Source organism: Herbaspirillum lusitanum P6-12 (assembly GCF_000256565.1).
GTDB classification, from domain to species: Bacteria; Pseudomonadota; Gammaproteobacteria; order Burkholderiales; family Burkholderiaceae_D; genus Herbaspirillum; species Herbaspirillum lusitanum.
On record NZ_AJHH01000331.1, the window covers coordinates 24,763 to 45,618 of the forward strand.

Here is a 20,856-nt window from a genome sequence, read left to right on the forward strand (position 1 = left end):
CTGTTGGAGCATTTAAAAATATTCATGCGCAAGTATAAAATTTGCGCATGGTATATTTCGCCCCGGTAGTTCATAACAGATTTTTATTTTCTGTTGCATGTCATCAGAACCCATCAAGAGTTGACACTCAATTGATGTGAAGCCAGCCAGCTTTATCACTCTTGTCTGATTTCAGCATCGCATTTTGCGCTCAGCGCATAGATTTCAGGAGATAGCATGGCCACCTCTACCGGGACAATCTCGACCTCGGCAGGTCCTCTCGACGTAGCGACCCTCGTTTCCAAACTGATGGGTGCTGAGGCCAAGGTTCTCGATCCGCTCACCTCGCAAGCCAGCAGCTATAACAGCCTGATTTCCGCTTACGGCAATCTGAAAAATTCGGTTTCCACCTATCAAAACGCACTGAAAGCCCTGACTGCTGCAAGCTTTGCTGCGCAGAAGTCCAGCGTCTCCAATAGTGGCACCGGCACACCGCTGACGACCGATCCGTTCACGGCGGACGTCAACACCGACGATTCCACCAAGGTATTGGCGCAAAAGATCCAGTCTGCCGGTTACCCGAGCTCACAACAGTTCACTGCCGGCGACTCGGTCGCGATCAAGATCGGCACCAATCCGCCGACCTTCGTCACCTTGCAGGCAAATGCCACCCTGGCAGGCGTTCGGGATGCGATCAATGCCGCAAAAGCCGGCGTGACCGCCAGCATTGTCACTGACGGCACCGGCGATCACCTGGTCATGGAATCGAACACCGCCGGCACCGCCAACACCATCAAGGTGCAGGCAAACAACAGCCTTGCCGACCTGGCTTACGATCCCTCGAGCTCGAATCCAAGTACCGTGACGCAGATCCAGGCGCCCCGCGACGCAACTGCGGCAGCCTCCGGCACCTATTCCGTGTCGGTTTCGCAATTGGCTCAGGCGCAAAAGATTACTTCTACCGGTTTTGCTGCGGGCTACTCGTTCGATACGGGCATTCTGGCGATCAAGACCGGCACCGGCTCGACTGCGATCATCAAACCGGCAACCAACACGCTGGCCGGCGTACGCGACGCCATCAATGCGAGCGATGCAGGCGTCAGCGCGACCATCGTCAGCGACGGCACCGCAGCCCATCTGGTCCTTACGGCCAAGGACAGCGGCTCCGCCAATTCGATACGTGTCACCGGCACCGGCAGCTATTCGGCGCTGACCTTCGATCCGAGCGGCCAGTACTCATCGGCAGGTGTCGCCACAGGCCAGACATATGATGCAGGCACAGGCACATTGACGCTCAAAGTCGGCAATACGACCACCAATATCGCCCTGTCCGGCACGGGCAAGATCCTGAAAGACGTTCGCGACGCCATCAATAACGCCACTGCCGGCGTGACCGCCAGCATCACCAATGACGGCACGCAAGACCATCTGGTTCTGACGCCATCCGGCACCGGCGCGACCAGCCCGGTGTCGTTGACGGGTACTGGCGACTTCGCCAATCTGTCCGGCAGCACCATGGGACAATTGCAAGCTGCGCAGGATGCGAAACTGAGCATTGATGGCACCCTCGTCACCAGTCCGTCGAATACCGTCAAGGACGCCATTTCGGGTGTGACGCTGAACCTGACCAAGGTCACTACAGCGGCTGACAATTTCTCGCTGACCATCTCCAACGACACGACAGGCGTGACCAGCACAGCGACCACGTTCGTTTCCGCCTACAATGCGCTCGCCAAGTCGATCACCGATCTCACCAAGCAGACGCCTGCAACCACGCTCGGCCAAGCGGGTACTTCTTCGCCGCTGGCAAGCGAATCGTCAGTGCAAAGCATCCTGACCCAGCTGCGCAGCGCCCTTCTGGGCAACGTTCCTGGCGGCAGCGGGATCAGTTCGCTAACCGACATCGGCATCGGCTTTCAGAAAGACGGCACGCTGGCGCTGGATGCGACCAAGTTGTCGACTGCGACAACCAAGAATTTCGCCGGCATTGCCAATTTGTTCACATCGACAGCGACCACCAACGCCGACGGCACGACGACCGGAACCAACGGTATTTTGACCAATGTGCAAAAATTGGTCGACGGCTTCCTCGCCGATGGCGGTATTATTGACACCAAGACCAAGGGATTGAAGGCCAGCCTGAAGATCAACACGGATCGCCAGACTGTCATCAACACCCGCTTGACCAGTTTGCAGGATCAATACACCAATCAGTTCAACGCACTGAACTTGACGCTGGCCAGCATGGCGGCTACGCAAAGCTATCTGACGCAGCAATTGGCCAATCTGCCCAAAGCCGGCAGCTGATCGTTAAGCGAACACAGGAGAGGATAATGTTCGGAACCATGCAACGGGGCGCAAACGCCTATGCGAATATCGGTGTCGAAACAGGTGTTATCGCAGCAAGTCCGCACAAGCTGATCACCATGCTGTTTGACGGCGCCATGGTGGCGATCGCGATGGGCCAGAAGTACATGAAGTCAGGCGACATCAAGAACAAGGGCGAATCGATCACCAAGGCCATCCTGATCATCGAGAGCGGTTTGCGCGCCAGCCTGAACAAGAACGTCGGCGGCGAAATCGCCATGAACCTCGACGCGCTGTACGAGTACATGGGGCGCCGCCTGCTCTCGGCGAATATTGAAAATTCGCAGGAAATTCTGGACGAAGTGCATGGCTTGCTCGATGGACTGCGTGAGGCATGGGAACAAATCACTCCAAATGCGGCCGATAGCGCGCGATCGCGATGGGCCAGAAGTACATGAAGTCAGGCGACATCAAGAACAAGGGCGAATCGATCACCAAGGCCATCCTGATCATCGAGAGCGGTTTGCGCGCCAGCCTGAACAAGAACGTCGGCGGCGAAATCGCCATGAACCTCGACGCGCTGTACGAGTACATGGGGCGCCGCCTGCTCTCGGCGAATATTGAAAATTCGCAGGAAATTCTGGACGAAGTGCATGGCTTGCTCGATGGACTGCGTGAGGCATGGGAACAAATCACTCCAAATGCGGCCGATAGTATCGCTGCAATCGACGATATTCTTCACTGATAGTCACCCGAAAGCAAAACACCATGGACGGTGCAGAAGTCATCTCACTTTACGAGTCGATTGCCGACCTGACCGACCAGATGCTGGCGGCGGCGCGCAAGGAAGATTGGGTCCTGCTGACCAAGCTTGAAGCAGACTGCGCCCATGTCGTCGACTTCCTCAAGCGCAATGAATTGGAGGTCGTGCTGAGTGACGACCGGCGTGACCGCAAGATCGAGATTCTGAAGAAAATCCTGGAAGACGATCGCGACATCCGCAAGCTCACCGAACCGGGCCTGCAAAAACTCTCCGCCCTGATCCAGAGCACCAGCACGGAGCGCAAACTGGCCAATACCTACGGCATGAATCAAAGAGGCTAGCAATGATTCCCCGGGCCGACATCTCCATGACCGTCCAGCCCGTAGCCGCCGTCGATGCGCCAACGGCGATAGTCTCCGTCGCCGACGCCAAACAGGAAGCCTTCAGCCGCCTCGCGCAAATCGCCAACGGCCAGCAATTGCAGGCCAAGGTCCTCTCGACCTACAACGACGGCACCTACCTCGTTCGCATAGCCAATACCGCAGCACGCATGGTCTTGCCGACCTCCACTCGCACTGGCGACACCTTGCAGCTGACCATGGTCGGCAAGGATCCGCGCCCGACCTTCCTGCTCACGGAAAGCAGCCGCGGCGAAGCAGAGGACGGCGATAGCACCGAAGTCTCGCTGAGTACCGCCGGCCGGGCGATGGAAAAGGACATGAAGTCGCTCAAGGCGGCTCAGCAAGGCCTCACCAACATTGTCACGCGCGACAATCAGCTGGAAGAAGGCGACGCCAAGAATGCAGCGCCAAGCCAGCTCGCCCCCGAAAGCACCAAGACCTCGCTCAGCAGCGCCGGCAAACTGGTCGACGCCCTGCTCCATGCCTCCGAAGAAAGCGACCTGCCCAGCGCTATCAAGCCCGGCAGTCCGCTGGTCGCAAATCCGAACAACACTCCGCAACTGGCTGGCGCCCTGCGCGATTCCGTGGCTCTTAGCGGCGCTTTTTACGAATCCCATGTCGCCGAATGGGCCGACGGCAAGCGGCCGATGACCGAGCTGCTCAAAGAGCCGCAGGCGCAACTGGGCCAGCAGACCCAGAGCGGCGTCTCCAGCCTGCTGAATACTACCGACCCCGCCAATACGCAATTGGGCCAACTGATCAACCTGCAACTCAATGCGCTTGAGCAGCAACGCATCGTTTGGCACGGCGAAGTCTGGCCGGGCCAGCAAATGGAATGGGAAATCAACCGGGACAGCCCCGACCAGCAGCAGCAAAACACGCTGGAAGACGAACACGCGCCCTCCTGGCACAGTGTGGTGCGCTTCAACTTCGAACATCTGGGGTCGGTGTCGGCCTCGATACGCTTGATTGGCCAGCAAATCCATATGCAGGTGCGTACCGACAACGACGTCACGGCGGCTGCATTGCGCGCCAACGGCAGCATGCTGGCCGATTCCATGGAAGCAGCCGGATCCTCACTCGACTCCCTGATTGTGAAACGGGATGAACAAGCCTAAGCTTCCCTTCCAGAATGCCGTTGCACTGGCCTACAACACCAATCAGGCCGCGCCCAAGGTTGTCGCGAAAGGCAGCGGCCTGGTCGCGGAAGCCATCATTGCGCGCGCCAGGGAAAGCGGCGTATTTGTGCATGAATCAAAGGAACTCGTCTCGCTGCTGATGCAGGTTGATCTCGACCAGCAAATTCCTCCCGCGCTGTATCGTGCCGTGGCGGAACTTTTGGCATGGTTGTATCGCATTGAAAATATGCAATTGGACCGCAGTGATGTATGATTAGAGGTTAGATTAAATACTGTCCTTTTGGGATATAAGTCTACCCTTTTATCCTTTGATTCGAGACGCATAGACGCACAGATGGCAAATACCGACGAGATTAAAGACGACAGCCCGTACCGCGTACATTCGCGCCGGGAAATCGTGTCCCTGCTGAATAGCATGATGGAGCGCAATCAGTTGCTGAGCCTGCTCATCAAGGGCGGTTCAGAGTCTATTATCACGTCGATTCTGGACATTGATGAAGGTCAGAACAGTGTCGTTATCGACGCGGCTCCGAGCGCCTCGCTCAACCTGAGCATTCTGCAAAGTAATCGCATCGGCTTTGAGGCGCTGTACAACAACATCCGCATCACGTTCAATGTCGACAAGGCAAAGCATTGCGAGTTTCAGTCGCGTCCCGCCCTCAAGATCGACATCCCTGAAAGCCTGGTGCGCCTGCAGCGCCGCGAATATTTCCGCATTCCGACACCGATCGCCAAGCCCTTGCGCTGCACCTTCCGCGTGACGCAGGATGACGGCTCGTTTACCACCATCGTCACCTTGCTTAACAACATCAGTGCCGGCGGTGTCGGCTTGACTGATGAAAAGAAGATTCTGGACAGCACTGTTGGTCGCATCTACGAAGATGTATCGCTGGAAATGACGGACAACACGATCGTGACCGTCAAATTGGTGGTGCGCGATTGCAAGGAAGCCAAGCTGGCTTCGGGCAAGACCGTCAATCGTTTCGGCTGCGAATTCGTCGACCTTCCTCGCGCTGTTCTGGCTGCGGTGCAACGCTTCATCACCAAGCTGGAACGCGAACAGAATGCCAAAGCATCAGGCATGATGTAAGCCATCCGGATAAGCGACACAATACGAATGAATACGCGTCGCGCAAGGCAGCTCTTTTTTATTGCACTCCAGCAAGGCACAGCAGCAGGATTGCACCAAAACATTCCCTTACTGTCACACCTGCATCGTCATGATGTCGCGATAGGCCGAAACCAGCTTGTTGCGCACCTGAAGACTGGTCTGGAACGAGATGCTGGATTTCTGCATCGCTATCATGACATCAGACAAATTGATGTTGTCGTCGCCCATGGAAAAGGCTTCGGACATTTTCTTGGATTTTTCTTGCGAGGCACTCACTTCATCGAGCGAATTTTTCAGAACGCTGGCAAAATCCACCCTTTGAGCAGGTTTTTCACCGCCGGTGATACTTTCCACCGGCGCAACATTTCCCTGGGCGCGTGCAGCAGCAGCCTTCAACTGGGAGACCATCGCTTCAATCCTGCTGGTATCGATCATACTTGTTGCCAATTTTGCACCCCTTCGAATTCAGTCAAGCATCTGTGATCGCGCATCGCAATCACACTTCTCGCTTCTACAACGGCAGATTAGCATGCCATCCCCTGCATTTCGCACCAATAAGCGGGGAAATAGCCATTCTGTTCCAGAGATCAAATTTTCGCTCTGGCAGGACAATCCACACTAAGCAAAAAACCTATATGGGTAGGGAAGCAGTGAAGCAAATCACACATAGCCACAAGCTCGGCAGCACATGCAAGGGGAAATCATGGCGGTAGCAGCCGATGGCACGCTGACCAACGACAGCAACGCCACAGCCACGGAAGGCACGACTTCGGGCGAACATTCGTCCCAGGAGCCGCCGCGCAACGGCGTCGTCCGCTATGCGCAGTCGCCTCAGGGGCGCCGCGTTGTTCTGATGGTTGCAGCAGCAGCGGTCATCGCCTTGATGATCGGCATCTGGATGTGGAGTCAGAAGACCGAATACCGGGTCCTGTTCTCCAACTTCTCCGACCGCGACGGCGGCGCCATCGTCGCGTCGCTGCAGCAGATGAACGTGCCGTACAAATATTCCGAAGGCGGCAGCGCCATTCTGGTGCCCGAAACCATGGTGCATGACGCACGCCTGAAACTGGCGTCGCAAGGCCTGCCCAAGGGCGGCAACGTCGGTTTCGAACTGATGGAAAACCAGAAACTGGGCGTGTCCCAGTTCCTTGAGCAAGTCAACTTCCAGCGCGCCCTTGAAGGCGAACTGGCGCGCTCCATTCAATCGCTGTCGGCAGTTCAGGCCGCCCGTATTCACCTGGCCTTGCCCAAGGCGTCGGTGTTCGTGCGCGACCAGCAAAAGCCGACCGCCTCCGTCATCCTCAGCCTGTACCCGGGCCGCGGACTGGACCCTCAACAAGTCAGCGCCATCGTCCATCTGGTCGCCAGCAGCGTCCCGGAACTGTCGCCCAAGAGCGTAACGATCGTCGACCAGAACGGCAACCTGCTGTCGGACACCACCAAGCAGCCCGCCAACGGCCTTGACCCGACCCAGCTCAAGTACGTCCAGGATCTGCAGCAAGACATCATCAAGCGCGTCGAGTCGATCATTGCGCCTATTGTCGGCACCGGCAACGTCCGCGCCGAAGCGACTGCGGACGTCGATTTCTCGCGCAGCGAACAAGCCGCCGAAACCTACAAGCCGAACCAGACTGCCGATACCGCCGCCGTTCGCAGCAAGCAAAGCAGCGAATCGCAAAATGGCAACTCCAGTACGTCCGGCATTCCAGGCGCCCTGACCAACCAGCCGCCCGCTCCTGCCACTGCACCGATCGTCAATCCGCCGGTCGCGGCAGGCGCTCCGGGCGCCGCCGGAACCGCTGCTGCACCGGCGACCAGTTCCGGCACCTCGCATAAAGACGCCACGATCAACTACGAAGTCGACAAGACCGTACGTTACGTCCAGCAACCGATGGGCGGCGTCAAGCGCCTGACGGTTGCGGTGGTGGTCAATTACAAGCGCACCACGGACCAGACCGGCAAGGTCGTGATGAAGCCCCTGACCGAAGCCGAGCGCAATCAGATCTCGGACCTGGTCAAGGAAGCGATGGGCTTCAACAAGGATCGCGGTGACTCGCTGAATGTGGTCAACACCCAATTCAGCAGCGAGATGGAGCCGGAATTGCCATTGTGGAAACAGCCGGACATGATCCAGCTGGCCAAGGAAATCGGCAAGTACGTCCTGCTGGCGGCCGTACTGCTCTACCTCTACTTCGGCGTGTTGCGTCCGATCATCTGGAAACTGTCGGGCCGCGAAGAACGCGAAGCCAAGGAACGCGCCGAGGCCGAAGCCAAGGCTGCCGCCGAAGCCGCAGCAGCGATGTACGATCCGGACAATCCGGACGCCATCGTCGAACTGTCGCCCGAAGCAGCAGAGGCCGACGCCCGCTCCGAGTACAAGAAGAATCTCGAATCCGTCAAGCAACTGGCCAAGTCCGATCCGAAACTGGTTGCAAGCATCATTAAGGCATGGGTGAACAATGAGTAACGAAGGCATTCAAAAAGGTGCCATCCTGATGCTGGCGCTGGGCGAGGACGAGGCCGCCGAAGTCATGAAGTACCTCGGCCCCAAGGAAGTCCAGAAGCTGGGCGCCGCGATGACGACCCTGAAAAACATCAGCTTCGAGGAAATCAACGGCGTTCTCGACGACTTCCTGGCGCAAACCGGCCAGGCCTCGTCGATCGGCCTCGATTCGGATGAATACATCCGCAGCGTGCTGACCAAGGCGCTGGGCGACGACAAGGCCACATCCCTGCTCAACCGCATCCTGGGCGGTCGCGATGCCAGCGGTATCGAAAGCCTCAAATGGATGGATGCGCAATCGGTCGCTGAACTTATCCGCAACGAACATCCTCAGATTATTGCAACGATCCTGGTTCACCTCGAACGCGATCATGCTTGCGATATTCTGAACAATTTCACCGAGCGCCTCCGCAACGACGTGATCCTGCGTATCGCAACCCTGGATGGCGTGCAGCCGACCGCATTGCGCGAACTGAACGACGTCCTGACCAAGCTGCTGACCGGCAACGAAAGCCTGAAGAAGCAACAAATGGGCGGTATCCGCACTGCCGCGGAAATCCTCAACTTCATGTCGGGCGAGAGCGAAACATCGGTGATGAGCAACCTGCGCGCCTATGACGAAGACATGGCGCAAAAGATCATGGACGAAATGTTCGTGTTCGAAAACATCATCGACATCGACGGCCGCGGCATCCAGCTGCTGCTGCGCGAAGTGCAATCGGAATCGCTCATCGTCGCACTCAAGGGCGCTTCGCAAGCGCTGCGCGACAAGATTTTCGGCAACATGTCGCAACGTGCTGCGGAAATGATGCGGGAAGACCTGGAGTCCAAGGGACCTGTGCGCCTGTCGGAAGTCGACGCGCAACAAAAGGCCATCCTCCAAATCGTCCGCCGCCTGGCCGACGAAGGCCAGATCGTGCTCGGCGCGAAGGGCGAAGATGCATTCGTCTAACGCCGCTGCGACCGGCGCATGCCGCCTCCAAGGCCGCATGACGTCGATCGCATCCATGGCTCAGCCTTACCGGATCTGAAATGGCTTCAAGAAACAACATCATTCCCAAAGAACAGATGACGCCTTACCAGCGTTGGGAAATGGCGTCCTTCGATGAGCCGCAGGAAGAGATTCCGCCGCCCGAAGAACAGTTTGCGGAAGAAATCCCGCCGCCGCCCTCGCTGACCCTCGAAGAAGTCGATGCCATCCGCGAACAGGCGCGCCAGGAAGGTTATGCCGAAGGCCAGCAACAAGGCTTGCAGGCCGGCCGGGCAGAAGGCTACATGGCCGGCTTGCAGCAAGGCCAGACCGAAGTCAACGAAACCATTCAGCACCTGCGCCAGATCGCGGTGTCGTTCGGCACTGAAGTCTCGCAAACCAGCGAAACCATGGCGCCGGAATTGCTCAATCTCGGTCTTGACATCAGCAAGGCGATGATCAAGACGGCGCTTAACGTCAAGCCGGAACTGATCCTGCCAACCATCAGCGCCGCGATCCACTCGTTGCCGGGTTTGCAATTGCCCGCCCTGCTTTATTTGCAGCCGGACGATGCCGCATTGGTGCGCGAACATCTCGGCGAAGAGCTCAGCCGGAACGGCTGGCGTCTGGTCGAAGACCCCGAACTGCAACGCGGCGGCTGCCGCATGGAAACCGGCACCAATCAGGTTGACGCCACCGTGCAGACACGCTGGCGCCGTATCGCGGAATCGCTCAGCAAACAACTGGACTGGCTGGAGTAGCGCCATGCGCGCACTGCCCTCCCTGCCCGCTGTTCCCGTCTACAAGGTGCAACGATGAATTCGCCGATGCCCTCCCATTTCAGCCGCTGGCAGGCCTATCTGCATAATTGCAGCGGCCTGGTGGCGATGACTGAGCCGACGCAGCTTTCCGGACGCATTACGCGCGTCGCCGGACTCGTCATGGAAGCGGTCGGCCTGAAATTACCGGTCGGCAGCCCCTGCACCGTCCCTTTGCCGAATGGCACCCTGATCGAGGCAGAAGTCGTCGGTTTCCAGGACGAACGCCTGTTTTTGATGCCGCAGAGCGATGTCGAAGGCATCGTGCCGGGCACCCGCGTCTACCCGGTCGAACCGGTCAAGCCGCCGCCGCGCACCGGTCCGATCGCCTATATCCGCCGCACCGACGAACACACGCGCCGCCTGCCGGTTGGCGACGAACTGCTGGGACGCGTACTCGACGGCGCCGGCCGCCCGCTCGACAATCTCGGGCCGCTCCATACGGAAAATTCAGCGCCGCTCAGCGTGCGCGCCGCCAACCCGCTGGGACGCGCGCCCATCGAAGATATTCTCGACGTCGGCGTACGCGCCATCAACAGCATGCTGACCGTCGGACGCGGCCAGCGCATGGGACTGTTTGCGGGTTCCGGCGTCGGCAAGAGCGTCTTGCTCGGCATGATGGCCCGCTACACCAGCGCCGACGTCATCGTGGTCGGCCTGATCGGCGAACGCGGCCGCGAAGTGAAGGAATTCATCGAGCACATCCTCGGCGACGAAGGCATGGTCCGTTCGGTCGTGGTCGCCGCACCGGCCGACACGCCGCCCCTGATGCGCCTGCAAGGCGCCGCCTACGCGACTGCGATCGCCGAATACTTCCGCGACCAAGGCAAGAACGTGCTGCTGATCATGGATTCGCTGACCCGTTACGCCATGGCCCAGCGTGAAATCGCCCTGGCCATCGGTGAGCCGCCTGCCACCAAGGGCTACCCGCCTTCGGTGTTCGCCAAGCTGCCAGCGCTGGTGGAACGCGCCGGCAATGGCGACGAAGGCGGCGGCTCCATCACCGCCTTCTACACCGTGCTCACCGAGGGCGATGACCAGCAGGACCCCATTGCTGACGCCGCCCGCGCCATCCTGGACGGCCATATCGTGCTCAACCGGGTGCTGGCCGAGGCCGGACACTACCCGGCGATCGATATCGAACAATCGATCAGCCGCGCCATGCACAGCATTACTTCCGCGGAACATCAGCGCGATACGCGCCGGCTGAAACAGTTGTACTCCCGCTATCAGCGCAACCGTGACCTCATCAGCGTCGGCGCCTACTCGGCCGGATCCGACCCGGTGCTGGACCAGGCGATCCAGTTGATGCCGCGCATCGAGGCGTTCTTGCAGCAGGGCATCCCCGAACGTGCGGGTGTTTCCGAGAGCTTGGGGCAACTTACCGCTCTATTCCAGTGATTGAGCACTTCGCCCCGAAAATATAATCAAAGCTACCATGGCTACGACCACCGCACTCGAAACGCTGATCGAATTGGCGACCAAAGAGACCGACGAAGCGACCAAACGCTTGGGCCGGTCTGTGCGTACGAGCGAAGAGGCGCAGCAAAAACTTGTCATTCTGGAACAATACCGCGACGACTACGCTTTGCGTTTTCAGGAAAGCCTGTCCTCCGGTTTGACGGCGATGAGCTATCGGAATTTTCAGTTGTTCATTGAGAAAATCGACAGCGCCATCACCGGGCAGCAAAATGTGGTGAAAAACGCCCAGCAACGCGTGGCGGAAGCACGGGCTGCATGGCAGGCATGCGAGCGCAAACGGATGTCTTATGACACACTGGCGACGCGGGCGAAACAAACGATGCAATTGCGCGAAACACGACGTGATCAGAAGCAGACTGATGAACAAGCGTCGCGGATCACGTTTTACAAACGGTAGGCTAGGAACTGGCGGAAACGATGAAAACACAATTGCCGATCTTGAACGTCGCGAACCTGCAGAATTCTGCACGTCCCGCCACGCAAGCCGACTCTTTCACGGCCGACGTTCCGTTCAACCAGGTGTTGAACAAGGAAGTCAGCAACCGCAACGCCGAAAATCAAAGCAAGCCGAGCGAAGCCGCCAAGGATAAATCGCCGGAACCGGCCAAAGCGGCTCCTGCACCGACCGCCTCGACCGCGCCAAAATCAGATGCGGACAAGACGGCCTCATCCGATGACAAGAAGACTGACGATCAGGCTGCGGACGATGCCAGCGCCGCTACTGACGCCGCTTCCACGCAGCAGATGCTGGCGCTGGTCACCAACATGGGTCAGATGATCGTCCAACCGCCTTCCAGGAAAGCCACTGACCAGGACATCGATGCCCTGGCCAGCCAGAAAGGCAAGAAGCCGATCGGCCAGATCGGCGCTGAGGCGAAGACCGACCTCGCGCTGGCGGATACCCAGAGTGAAGACAAGAGCAAGGGTAAAAACAACCTGCTCGACCTCGCCGCATTGCAAGACAGCGAAAAAGACGCAGCAGACGGCAAGTCCGCGCTGCCGACACGCGCCACCACCGAAAAGAGCCAGGCGGAATCGCCGGTTTCCGCAAAATCCTTCCAGGCCGATTTGCAGGACTCCGCCGCTGCGGCCCGCAACGCCAAGGTAGCGCCGGAGGTCAACCTCAAATCGATCGAAACACCAGTGCAGCCAACCGCCGCCACCGTGGTCCCTGCCCTGCAGCAAGCGATGTCGCTGAGCCAGCAAGCCGCCATGAGCGGCCAGGCAGTGCAACGCCTGACGCCGGCCGTCGGCAGCCAGGGTTGGGATCAGGCTGTCGGCCAGAAAGTGTTGTGGATGGTCAACGGCGGTCTGCAAAGCGCGTCGCTGACACTGAATCCGCCGGATCTGGGCCCGTTGCAAGTGGTCCTGCACGTCAACAACCAGCAAGCCGATGCGACCTTCATCACCGCCCAGCCCGAGGTCAAGCAGGCGCTCGAAGCCGCCATGCCGAAGCTGCGCGAAATGATGGACCAGGCCGGCATCCAACTGGGCCAGGCCACCGTCAATACCGGCAACCCGAATCAACAGCAAGGCGCGAACCAGCAACAACAGGCGCGCAGCACCAGCGGCAACGCGTCGAGCTTCGGCGGCCGCGACAACGAAACAGACGTCAATGTGGCAGTCGTGCCCCGTCCAGTCGCTCGCGGCGGACAAGGGCTTGTGGACACATTTGCATAAGTCGAACAGCATTCAATAAAAACAGGTGTTCAGCCGGCAGTATCAATATCGGCGTTTTTTTGCCGATAGTATTGTGATGTGCTCAACGAACACGCGCGAAAGGGAAAATTAGATGGCAACAAAAGCAGCAGCAAAACCGGCAGCCAAGGGGGCGGATGCTGCAGAGGCGGCACCGGCGAAATCGAAGAAAATGCTCTTCATCATCATCGGTGCGGTGCTGGTGCTGGCAATCGGCGGCGGCGCAGCCTTCATGCTGATGGGCGGCAAATCCAAAAAAGCCGATGCGGAACATGTCGAAGAAAAGGCCACCTCGAAGGTGCCCGTATTCGTTGTCATCGAACCGTTCGTGGTGAACCTGCAGCAAGAGACCGGCGATCAGTTCCTGCAAGTCGCATTGACGCTGCAAGTGCCGAACGCGGAAACCGCCGAAAGCATCAAGGTCTTCATGCCGCAAGTGCGCAGCCGCCTGCTGATGGTCCTGTCGAGCAAGAAGGCTTCCGAATTGCTGACCAGCGAGGGCAAGCGCAACCTCACCGACGAGATCATCGATCAGTTGGGCGAGCCGTTTGCCGGCGGCGGCAAGGGTCCCTCGATCACCGACGTGTTCTACACCTCTTTCGTCATTCAACAGCAGTAGCATCATGGCAGAACACTTTCTATCGCAGGAAGAAGTCGATGCACTCCTAAGGGGAGTGACGGGGGATCAGGACGAAGAAAAAAGCGTCGAAGAAACCCCCGGGACGGTACGCAACTACAATCTTGCAACGCAAGAGCGTATCGTTCGCGGCCGGATGCCGACGCTTGAAATCATCAACGAACGTTTCGCCCGCCTGTTCCGCATCGGTTTGTTCAACTTCCTGCACCGCACCGCCGAGATTTCGGTCGGCCCGGTGAAAGTCTCGAAGTACAGCGAATTCATCCGCAACCTGGTCGTGCCGACCAACCTGAATCTGGTCCACATCAAACCGTTCCGCGGCATCGGCCTGGTGGTCTTCGATCCGCAGTTCGTGTTCCTGCTGGTGGACAACATGTTCGGCGGCGACGGACGTTTCCATACCCGGATCGAAGGCCGTGAATTCACGCCGACCGAGCAACGCATCATCATGCGCGTGCTGGACATCGTGTTTGAAAACTATTCCAAATCGTGGGAGCCGATCTACCCGATCGAATTCGAGTACATCCGCTCGGAACTGAATACCCAGTTCGCCAACATCGCCACACCCAATGAAGTCGTGGTGTCGACCTCGTTCACGATCGAACTGGGACCGGTCAGCGGCGAGATTCACATCTGCACGCCGTATTCGATGATCGAACCGGTCCGGGACAAGCTCACCAGCAGCATGCAAGGTGAAGCACTTGAAGTTGATAAACGCTGGATCCGCCTGATGAAGCAGCAGATCCAGACCGCTGAAGTTGAGCTGATCGCCAACTTCGGCACCGCCCGCGTCACATTTACCGATTTGCTGAACATGCAAGTCGGCGACGTCATCCAGTTGCAGACGGCCAATCCGGTCACTGCACAAGTCGACGGCGTTCCTGTGATGGAGTGCAGCTATGGCAAATTGAATGGTCAATACGCGTTGCGCGTAGAAAAACTGCTATCCATCACGCAAAGCGAAACACCAGAAAGTATTCAAGGAGAGCAGAATGGCTGAAGATAACGTTGACCAAACAGCGGCGGAAGACGATCCGTGGGGCGCCGCGTTGGCCGAACAAACAGAAGCGGAAGAGTCGCAGAAGAAGCACATTCCTGAAGAAGAAGGCCTGACGACCAAACCGGCCGAAGCGACCATCTTCAAGGATCTCAGCGCATCGGATATACAGACCAACACGCCCAACGACATCGACTTCATCCTCGACATCCCCGTCCAGCTGACGGTGGAACTGGGCCGCACCAAGATCGCCATCAAGAACCTGCTGCAACTGGCGCAAGGTTCCGTGGTGGAACTCGACGGCATGGCCGGTGAACCGATGGACGTGCTGGTCAACGGTTGCCTGATCGCACAAGGCGAAGTGGTGGTGGTCAATGACAAGTTCGGTATCCGTCTGACCGACATCATCACTCCCGCAGAGCGCATCCGCAAACTCAATAGATGAACCGTCCGCGCCGTCTCCGCAATTTTCTGACCTGCATCCGCTGCAGCATCGCCGTTGTGCCGGTAGCGCTTGCCGCCGGCGCGGCGCATGCAGCGGAACAGCAAACAGCCCCGGCATTACCCTCCGCCACCGGCAGCGTGTTCACCATGCTGCTGGGGCTGACGGCCGTGCTGGCGATCATGGCCGGTATCGCGTGGCTGTTCAAACGCACCGGCCTGGTCCAGCGTGCGCAGGGCAACGCAGTCGCCAAGATCATCGGCGGCGTCAGCGTCGGCACGCGCGAGCGTGTGATGGTCATCGAAGTCGCGGACCAATGGATCGTCATCGGCGTTGCGCCGGGACGCGTCAATACACTGGCAACCATGCCACGCCAGGAACATGTTGCAGCGCCGGCCTCGGCCGCCTCCGCCAATTTTTCGTCCTGGCTGAAAAACACGATCGACAAACGTAATGGCAGCAGTTAGAACTTCCTGGGCGCGCTTGTTCCACTCATTCCGCTCATCCGGCTCCTTCGGTTCGTCCCGCTGGCTGCGGCTGCTGCCGGTTTTCCTGCTCTGCCTGCCGCTCGCGGCGGCGGCCCAACAGGGCTTGCCGGCATTCACCAGCACACCGGCGCCGGGCGGCGGACAGACCTACAACCTCAGCATCCAGACGATGCTGTTGCTCACGTCGCTGTCATTCATCCCGGCCGCGCTGCTGATGATGACCTGCTTCACGCGCATCGTCATCGTGCTGTCGCTGTTGCGCCAGGCGCTCGGCACGCAATCGACGCCGCCGACGCAGGTGCTGGTGGGCCTGTCGCTGTTCCTGACCCTGTTCGTGATGGGCCCCGTGTTCGACAAGATCTACGTCGACGCCTACCAGCCATTCGCGGACAACAAGATTTCCATGATCGACGCGATGGAAAAAGGCGCCGCGCCGCTGAAGGAATTCATGCTCAAGCAAACACGCCAGTCCGACCTCGCCCTGTACGTCAAGCTGTCGCACAGCCCCGACCTGCAAGGCCCGGAAGACGTGCCGCTGCGCTTGCTGATCCCGGCCTTCATCACCAGCGAACTGAAGACCGCATTCCAGATCAGCTTCGCCATCTTCATCCCCTTCCTGATCATCGACATGGTGGTCGCCAGTATCCTGATGTCGATGGGCATGATGATGATGTCGCCGGCGATCGTGTCGCTGCCGTTCAAGCTGATGCTGTTCGTGCTGGTTGACGGTTGGCAGTTGCTGATCGGCTCGCTGGCAGAAAGTTTTTACTAAGGCCCCGCCATGACACCAGAAAGCGTAATGACCCTCGGCCGCCAGGCCATGGAAGTCACTCTGATGATCGCCGCGCCGATGCTGTTCACCGCGCTGGTGATCGGCCTGATCGTCAGTATTTTCCAAGCCGCGACGCAAATCAATGAAGCCACGCTGACCTTCATTCCGAAACTGGTGGGGGTCTTCCTCGCGCTCATCATCGCCGGTCCGTGGATGCTGAGCGTGATGCTCGATTACATGCGCCTGATGTTTACCGGCATTCCGGCCATGGTTCAGTAAGGCATGCAAGGATTGCCACCTCCACCGGCAATCGCAACATCATGATCAACGTCACCAGCGCTCAGCTCTACATCTGGATCGCCGCTTTCATCTGGCCGCTGACGCGCATCCTCGGCTTGCTGGCGGTTGCGCCGCCATTCGGCAGCGCCAGCGTGCCCATGCTGGTGAAATTGCTGCTCGGCGTCATGACCTCGCTGGTCATCGCGCCCAACGTGCCGGTGCCACCGGCGCTGGACCCGATGTCGATGACAGGACTGTTGATCCTGGTCCAGCAATTCATCATCGGCGCCGCAATGGGATTTTCAGTTCGCCTGGTTTTCTCGGCCGTAGAGATGGCGGGTGAAATGACCAGCAACACCATGGGCCTCGGCTTCGCCGTCTTCTTCGATCCGCAATCGCAAGGACGCACGTCCGCCATCAGTCAGTTGTTTTCCCTACTGGCTACGCTGGTCTTCCTTAGCATCAATGGCCACCTGCTCCTGGTAGCGGTCATGGCGGATAGTTTCAACACCTTGCCGATCACCGCAACACCCGTGACGGCCGAAGGTTTCCATTACATTGCCCTCTCCGGCGCTCGTATCTTCAGCATGGGCCTGCAATTGTCGCTGCCCATGCTTGTCGCCTTGCTGATCACCAACATGGCGCTGGGCATCCTGACACGCGCGGCGCCGGCACTGAACCTGTTCGGCATCGGTTTTCCGATCACCATGGTCGCCGGTTTCCTGCTGATCGCGATTTGCCTGCCCTACATGCTGACGCCGTTGCAGCACTTCCTCAACGACACCATCGAAACCGTGCGCATGCTCGGCGGCATGGCTACCATCCCGCCGATACCCAAACGCTAGCCCATGCATCCAGGCCGCCGTTTTACGACGCGATCAGGCACCCACATGCGCAGAGGCGGACATCCCGCATCAACGGCAAATGAGAACAAACGGAGTGACTGCTGCGAGGAAAATCAGGACGTCGGGCGAACCTCAGCTCGCCCGACCGGGAAGGACTACTTCAGGTAGTTCAGCAGCGTCAGGCTGCTGGTGACGACGAAGGATTTTTGCGCGGCCTGCAGGTAAGTCTGCTGCAGCGACAGCGCACTGATATTTGCCGAGAGATCAGATGGATTGCGGCCCAGCAAGTCGTTGACGCTTTGCTCGTATTGCACCTTGAGCACATCGCCTGCTGCGTTCAGATTGTCGATCTCGGACTGGCGCGCGCCCACCGAGGCCGTAGCCGCGCCGACGCTGTTCATCTGCAGGTCGATCGCGCCGCCGAGCTTGTTCAGGCCACGGGTCAATGCCGCCTGGCTGCCGGGGATCGGGGTACGCGCGGCCTCTGCCTTGTCCGACAACAGCTTTGCATTGGCCGCCTGTGTCAGCAACGTGCTGTAATTCGGATCGGTTGGAGCAGCGGCATCCAAAGCTGCCTGCGCCGTCTTGTAGGCTTGGATGGGATATTGTGCCGGCAACGAGCCAACAGGATATTGAAACGTGTTGGCCGCCTGGGTATCGGCATTGTTGGCCGCCTCGGTCACCGGGACCTGCAATAGCGTGATCAGGTCCTGCATGTTCTTGAAGGTATCCTGGCCCGCTCCCTGGAACACCGCCTGGCCGGAAACGCTAATCTCCATGTTGCGGGTCGAATCCACTTGCAACGTTTGCTGGCCTTGATCGCCGTTGTAGACGATATTGCCCATGCTGTCGTAATCGAACGGCTGGGTGGTGGCCTTGAACCCCGAGAACAGGTAGTTGCCCAGCGCATCGGTGGCGTTGGCGAAGCCCAGCATTTCTTTCAGGTTGCCCTTGAGCTCAGTCGCCATGTTGGCGCGTTCGTTATTGGAATACGCTGCATTGCCGGCCTGGGTGATGTTCGACTTGATCTTGGTCAGCATGGCCGTGACGCTGGTCAGGGCCGCATTCACCTGCGACAGCGAGCTGTCGGCATTGTTGCGATTGGTCTTGTACTGGTCATTGAGCGCCTGCGTTTGCGACAGGTCCAGCGCACGGGCGGCCGCGACGGCGTCGTCGGACGGCAGCAACACGGTTTGCTGCTGGGTCACTTGCTGGTTCAGCTTCAGGATCGAACCCTGCATGCTGGTCAATTCATTGTTGCTCAGTTGATAGAGCATGCTTGTGCTGATACGCATTTTGATCTTCCTTAAAACTAGCCGCCGAGCGTGAACAAGACATTCAGCATGTCGCTGGCAGCCTGAATGATTTTTGCCGCAGCCTGATAGGCTGTTTGATTCTTGATCATGTTGGCCAACTCCTCATCCTGGTTGACGCCGGATTCGGATTGCTGCTCTTGCTGAATCGCGGTCAAGCGCGCGTTTTCAGCCTTGTTGGTGACAGTGATCTCATTGGTCTTGTTGCCGATCAGGCTGACCAGTTGCGAATACGATCCCTGGAACGAGGTATTGCCGATCGTGTTCGCGGTTTGCAGCGCGTTCAAGGCCAGCGCGTTGCGATTGTCGGTCACACCGCCGGTGTTTGGCGAGACGTAAAACTGGTCGCCGTTGGCAGGCTGGCCGGTAATGCTGAAGCTCATGCCGGTCGACGTGGTGTAGCTGTAACCAGGGCCGAAAGGCAGATTCGGCGGCGTCACCAGGACTGGATTGCCGCCGGCATCCTTGACTGTGACAGTTCCCATTGGCGCCGTCCCAAGCGCAGGCGATGTCGCCAGCGTCCCGGTCGTACTATCAAAGGTGAAGCTTAATTTGGAGCCTGCCGGCAACGTCGTCGCGGTAAAACTCGAATTGATGGTACCCGATGAAATCGTGGCGGTACCCGTATTCGCCGGTGTGGGCGAAAACACGAACTTATCATTATTGGCAGGCGTTCCGCTCAGTACGAAACTGACGCCGTCGGCGGTGATGGTGGCACCGGCAGAATAAGGGATTGCTGTGCCCGGAGTGTAAGGAGTCGTTACCCCGGCTGTCGTAGTGACCATGACGTTTCCAACCGGGTTGGGCGACAACGCAAGCGTATTCGTACCGCTGCTATACGTGTAGGTCTGTGTCGAGTTCGGTGCAAATGCAGCTTTGTCCACCGTCGCCGAAGTCACCACGCCGGTGCCGGTGTTGCCGCTCGTGACCAGCCCCATGTTCGTGACCGCGTTACTCGACGTCACGATCGGCGTTCCTGCGGCGATCTTCTGCGTATTGGTGATCGCCACGCTGATGCCGTTGGCGCCGTCGATGGTCGGCTTGATCAGGAAACTGTCTTTGGCCACCATACCGGCGGAACCGAAATCCACACCGTCGATCGTGACCGGCATTGTCGCTGAAGTGGTCTTGGTGTTGTCCGACAAACGCGTGACAGAATAATTGAAACCGTCGTAATCAAGACGGTAATCGCTGGTCGTCAGTGCTGAGGGGTTGCTGATGGTTGCCGTTGCAGTTGCCACCGGTAGTGCAACGTGATTCTTGATGTTGGCCACAACTGACGGCACCGGCACGTTGAAGAAGTCGGTGCCCAGCGCGCCGTTCTGATCCTGCCCCAGCTTATGCTGCGCGTTGAACGCGCTGGCCATCGCGATTGCCACGCGACCCAACGTATTTTGCGCCGTGTCCAGCGTTTCGGTACGGTATTGCAGGATCCCGCCCAGGCTACCGCCGGTGAAGGCGCCGTCGGGCAACAGGATGGTCGCGTTGCTGCTGGTCTTGATCGACACTTGAAGGCGCGTCGGATCGTCGTCCGCCGGCGTCGCCACCAGTTGCGAAACCTGATCACCCAGCACCAGCGGCTGGCCGTTGCCGATGAACACGCTCATCGAACCATTGTTTTGCGGCAAGGTAGTGACCTTGACGATCTTGTTCAGATCTGCAATCGCCTGATCGCGTTGGTCGAGCAAATCGTTCGGTGCTGCACCGCCGCCGCTGCCCTGCGCCTTGATGATCGCCTGGTTCAGTTCCTGGATCTGCGTTGCCAACGAATTGATGGAACCGATGCTCGACGTGATCTGGGCGTTGACGCTGGTACGACTCTGCGCCATTTGGTCGTTCAGGCTCTGGAAACGGGCAGCGAGCGTCGAACCGGCGGACAGCACGGCCTGACGGGCGGCGTCGTTATTTGGCG

Annotated in this window: 22 protein-coding genes and 1 pseudogene; 20 read left to right on the plus strand and 3 right to left on the minus strand. The window is 58.7% G+C overall.

Features of this window, described 5'->3' with window-relative positions; all coding sequences use genetic code 11:
• The first annotated feature begins 216 nt into the window (after positions 1-216).
• The 7 genes and pseudogenes from fliD to HLUSI_RS0110535 all read left to right on the plus strand — a co-directional run bounded on the left by fliD (position 217) and on the right by HLUSI_RS0110535 (position 5,679).
• Positions 217-2,286, plus strand: coding sequence for a flagellar filament capping protein FliD (gene fliD / locus HLUSI_RS0110505; RefSeq protein ID WP_029363367.1), 2,070 nt, complete (start codon positions 217-219; stop codon positions 2,284-2,286).
• A gap of 26 nt (positions 2,287-2,312) precedes the next feature.
• Positions 2,313-2,744, plus strand: coding sequence for a flagellar export chaperone FliS (gene fliS, locus HLUSI_RS0110510; protein WP_016833923.1), 432 nt, complete (start codon positions 2,313-2,315; stop codon positions 2,742-2,744).
• Positions 2,717-3,031, plus strand: a pseudogene (gene fliS / locus HLUSI_RS0110515) (flagellar export chaperone FliS); the annotation flags it as partial. The gene fliS (HLUSI_RS0110510) and the pseudogene fliS (HLUSI_RS0110515), both read left to right, overlap by 28 nt.
• A 23-nt stretch (positions 3,032-3,054) precedes the next feature.
• Positions 3,055-3,390 (plus strand): flagellar protein FliT, encoded by a 336-nt coding sequence (locus HLUSI_RS0110520; RefSeq protein WP_016833925.1) that lies wholly within the window; start codon positions 3,055-3,057, stop codon positions 3,388-3,390.
• A gap of 2 nt (positions 3,391-3,392) precedes the next feature.
• Positions 3,393-4,568: a flagellar hook-length control protein FliK gene (gene fliK / locus HLUSI_RS0110525; protein ID WP_016833926.1), complete on the plus strand. Its 1,176-nt coding sequence runs from the start codon at positions 3,393-3,395 to the stop codon at positions 4,566-4,568.
• Positions 4,555-4,842: an EscU/YscU/HrcU family type III secretion system export apparatus switch protein gene (locus HLUSI_RS0110530; protein ID WP_016833927.1), complete on the plus strand. Its 288-nt coding sequence runs from the start codon at positions 4,555-4,557 to the stop codon at positions 4,840-4,842. Before fliK ends, HLUSI_RS0110530 begins: the two co-directional genes overlap by 14 nt.
• Before the next feature lie 81 nt (positions 4,843-4,923).
• Complete coding sequence (locus tag HLUSI_RS0110535; RefSeq protein ID WP_016833928.1) at positions 4,924-5,679, plus strand: flagellar brake protein; 756 nt, start codon at positions 4,924-4,926, stop codon at positions 5,677-5,679.
• A 114-nt stretch (positions 5,680-5,793) separates the two neighbouring features.
• Here HLUSI_RS0110535 and fliE read toward each other — a convergent pair whose 3' ends face one another.
• Complete coding sequence (gene fliE / locus HLUSI_RS0110540) at positions 5,794-6,135, minus strand: flagellar hook-basal body complex protein FliE (protein ID WP_016833929.1); 342 nt, start codon at positions 6,133-6,135, stop codon at positions 5,794-5,796.
• 268 nt (positions 6,136-6,403) lie between these two features.
• Between fliE and fliF the strand changes: the two genes are divergently transcribed.
• The 13 genes from fliF to fliR all read left to right on the plus strand — a co-directional run bounded on the left by fliF (position 6,404) and on the right by fliR (position 17,631).
• A complete protein-coding gene (gene fliF, locus HLUSI_RS0110545) occupies positions 6,404-8,167 on the plus strand; it encodes a flagellar basal-body MS-ring/collar protein FliF (RefSeq protein WP_029363368.1) in 1,764 nt (587 codons plus the stop codon).
• Positions 8,160-9,155: a flagellar motor switch protein FliG gene (fliG, locus tag HLUSI_RS0110550; protein WP_016833934.1), complete on the plus strand. Its 996-nt coding sequence runs from the start codon at positions 8,160-8,162 to the stop codon at positions 9,153-9,155. The genes fliF and fliG overlap by 8 nt, the downstream gene beginning before the upstream one ends.
• 80 nt (positions 9,156-9,235) lie before the next feature.
• Positions 9,236-9,934: a flagellar assembly protein FliH gene (fliH, locus tag HLUSI_RS0110555; RefSeq protein WP_016833939.1), complete on the plus strand. Its 699-nt coding sequence runs from the start codon at positions 9,236-9,238 to the stop codon at positions 9,932-9,934.
• A 54-nt stretch (positions 9,935-9,988) separates the two neighbouring features.
• A complete protein-coding gene (gene fliI, locus HLUSI_RS0110560) occupies positions 9,989-11,392 on the plus strand; it encodes a flagellar protein export ATPase FliI (protein ID WP_016833942.1) in 1,404 nt (467 codons plus the stop codon).
• Between the two features lie 37 nt (positions 11,393-11,429).
• Positions 11,430-11,870 (plus strand): flagellar export protein FliJ, encoded by a 441-nt coding sequence (fliJ, locus tag HLUSI_RS0110565; protein ID WP_016833945.1) that lies wholly within the window; start codon positions 11,430-11,432, stop codon positions 11,868-11,870.
• Positions 11,871-11,890: 20 nt separating this feature from the next.
• Positions 11,891-13,153: a flagellar hook-length control protein FliK gene (locus HLUSI_RS0110570; protein WP_016833946.1), complete on the plus strand. Its 1,263-nt coding sequence runs from the start codon at positions 11,891-11,893 to the stop codon at positions 13,151-13,153.
• Between the two features lie 112 nt (positions 13,154-13,265).
• A complete protein-coding gene (gene fliL, locus HLUSI_RS0110575) occupies positions 13,266-13,790 on the plus strand; it encodes a flagellar basal body-associated protein FliL (protein ID WP_029363369.1) in 525 nt (174 codons plus the stop codon).
• A gap of 4 nt (positions 13,791-13,794) precedes the next feature.
• A complete protein-coding gene (gene fliM, locus HLUSI_RS0110580; protein WP_029363370.1) occupies positions 13,795-14,808 on the plus strand; it encodes a flagellar motor switch protein FliM in 1,014 nt (337 codons plus the stop codon).
• The gene (gene fliN / locus HLUSI_RS0110585) at positions 14,801-15,250 is read left to right on the plus strand and encodes a flagellar motor switch protein FliN (protein WP_016833952.1); all 450 of its coding nucleotides are present in this window, start codon (positions 14,801-14,803) and stop codon (positions 15,248-15,250) included. Before fliM ends, fliN begins: the two co-directional genes overlap by 8 nt.
• Entirely contained in the window at positions 15,247-15,714 is a 468-nt protein-coding gene (gene fliO / locus HLUSI_RS0110590) for a flagellar biosynthetic protein FliO (protein WP_016833954.1), read from the plus strand. The genes fliN and fliO overlap by 4 nt, the downstream gene beginning before the upstream one ends.
• The gene (fliP, locus tag HLUSI_RS0110595; RefSeq protein ID WP_238533971.1) at positions 15,701-16,507 is read left to right on the plus strand and encodes a flagellar type III secretion system pore protein FliP; all 807 of its coding nucleotides are present in this window, start codon (positions 15,701-15,703) and stop codon (positions 16,505-16,507) included. Before fliO ends, fliP begins: the two co-directional genes overlap by 14 nt.
• A gap of 9 nt (positions 16,508-16,516) precedes the next feature.
• Positions 16,517-16,786, plus strand: coding sequence for a flagellar biosynthesis protein FliQ (gene fliQ / locus HLUSI_RS0110600; RefSeq protein WP_029363372.1), 270 nt, complete (start codon positions 16,517-16,519; stop codon positions 16,784-16,786).
• Between the two features lie 41 nt (positions 16,787-16,827).
• Positions 16,828-17,631 carry a flagellar biosynthetic protein FliR gene (fliR, locus tag HLUSI_RS0110605; protein ID WP_016833958.1) on the plus strand — a complete coding sequence of 268 codons (804 nt, stop codon included), beginning with the start codon at positions 16,828-16,830 and terminating at the stop codon, positions 17,629-17,631.
• Positions 17,632-17,786: 155 nt separating this feature from the next.
• Here the strand turns inward: fliR and flgL are convergent, their stop codons facing one another.
• Entirely contained in the window at positions 17,787-18,926 is a 1,140-nt protein-coding gene (gene flgL, locus HLUSI_RS0110610) for a flagellar hook-associated protein FlgL (protein WP_016833959.1), read from the minus strand.
• A 17-nt stretch (positions 18,927-18,943) separates the two neighbouring features.
• The coding region (locus tag HLUSI_RS0110615; RefSeq protein WP_016833960.1) for a FlgK family flagellar hook-associated protein at positions 18,944-20,856 on the minus strand (1,913 nt) is incomplete at its 5' end.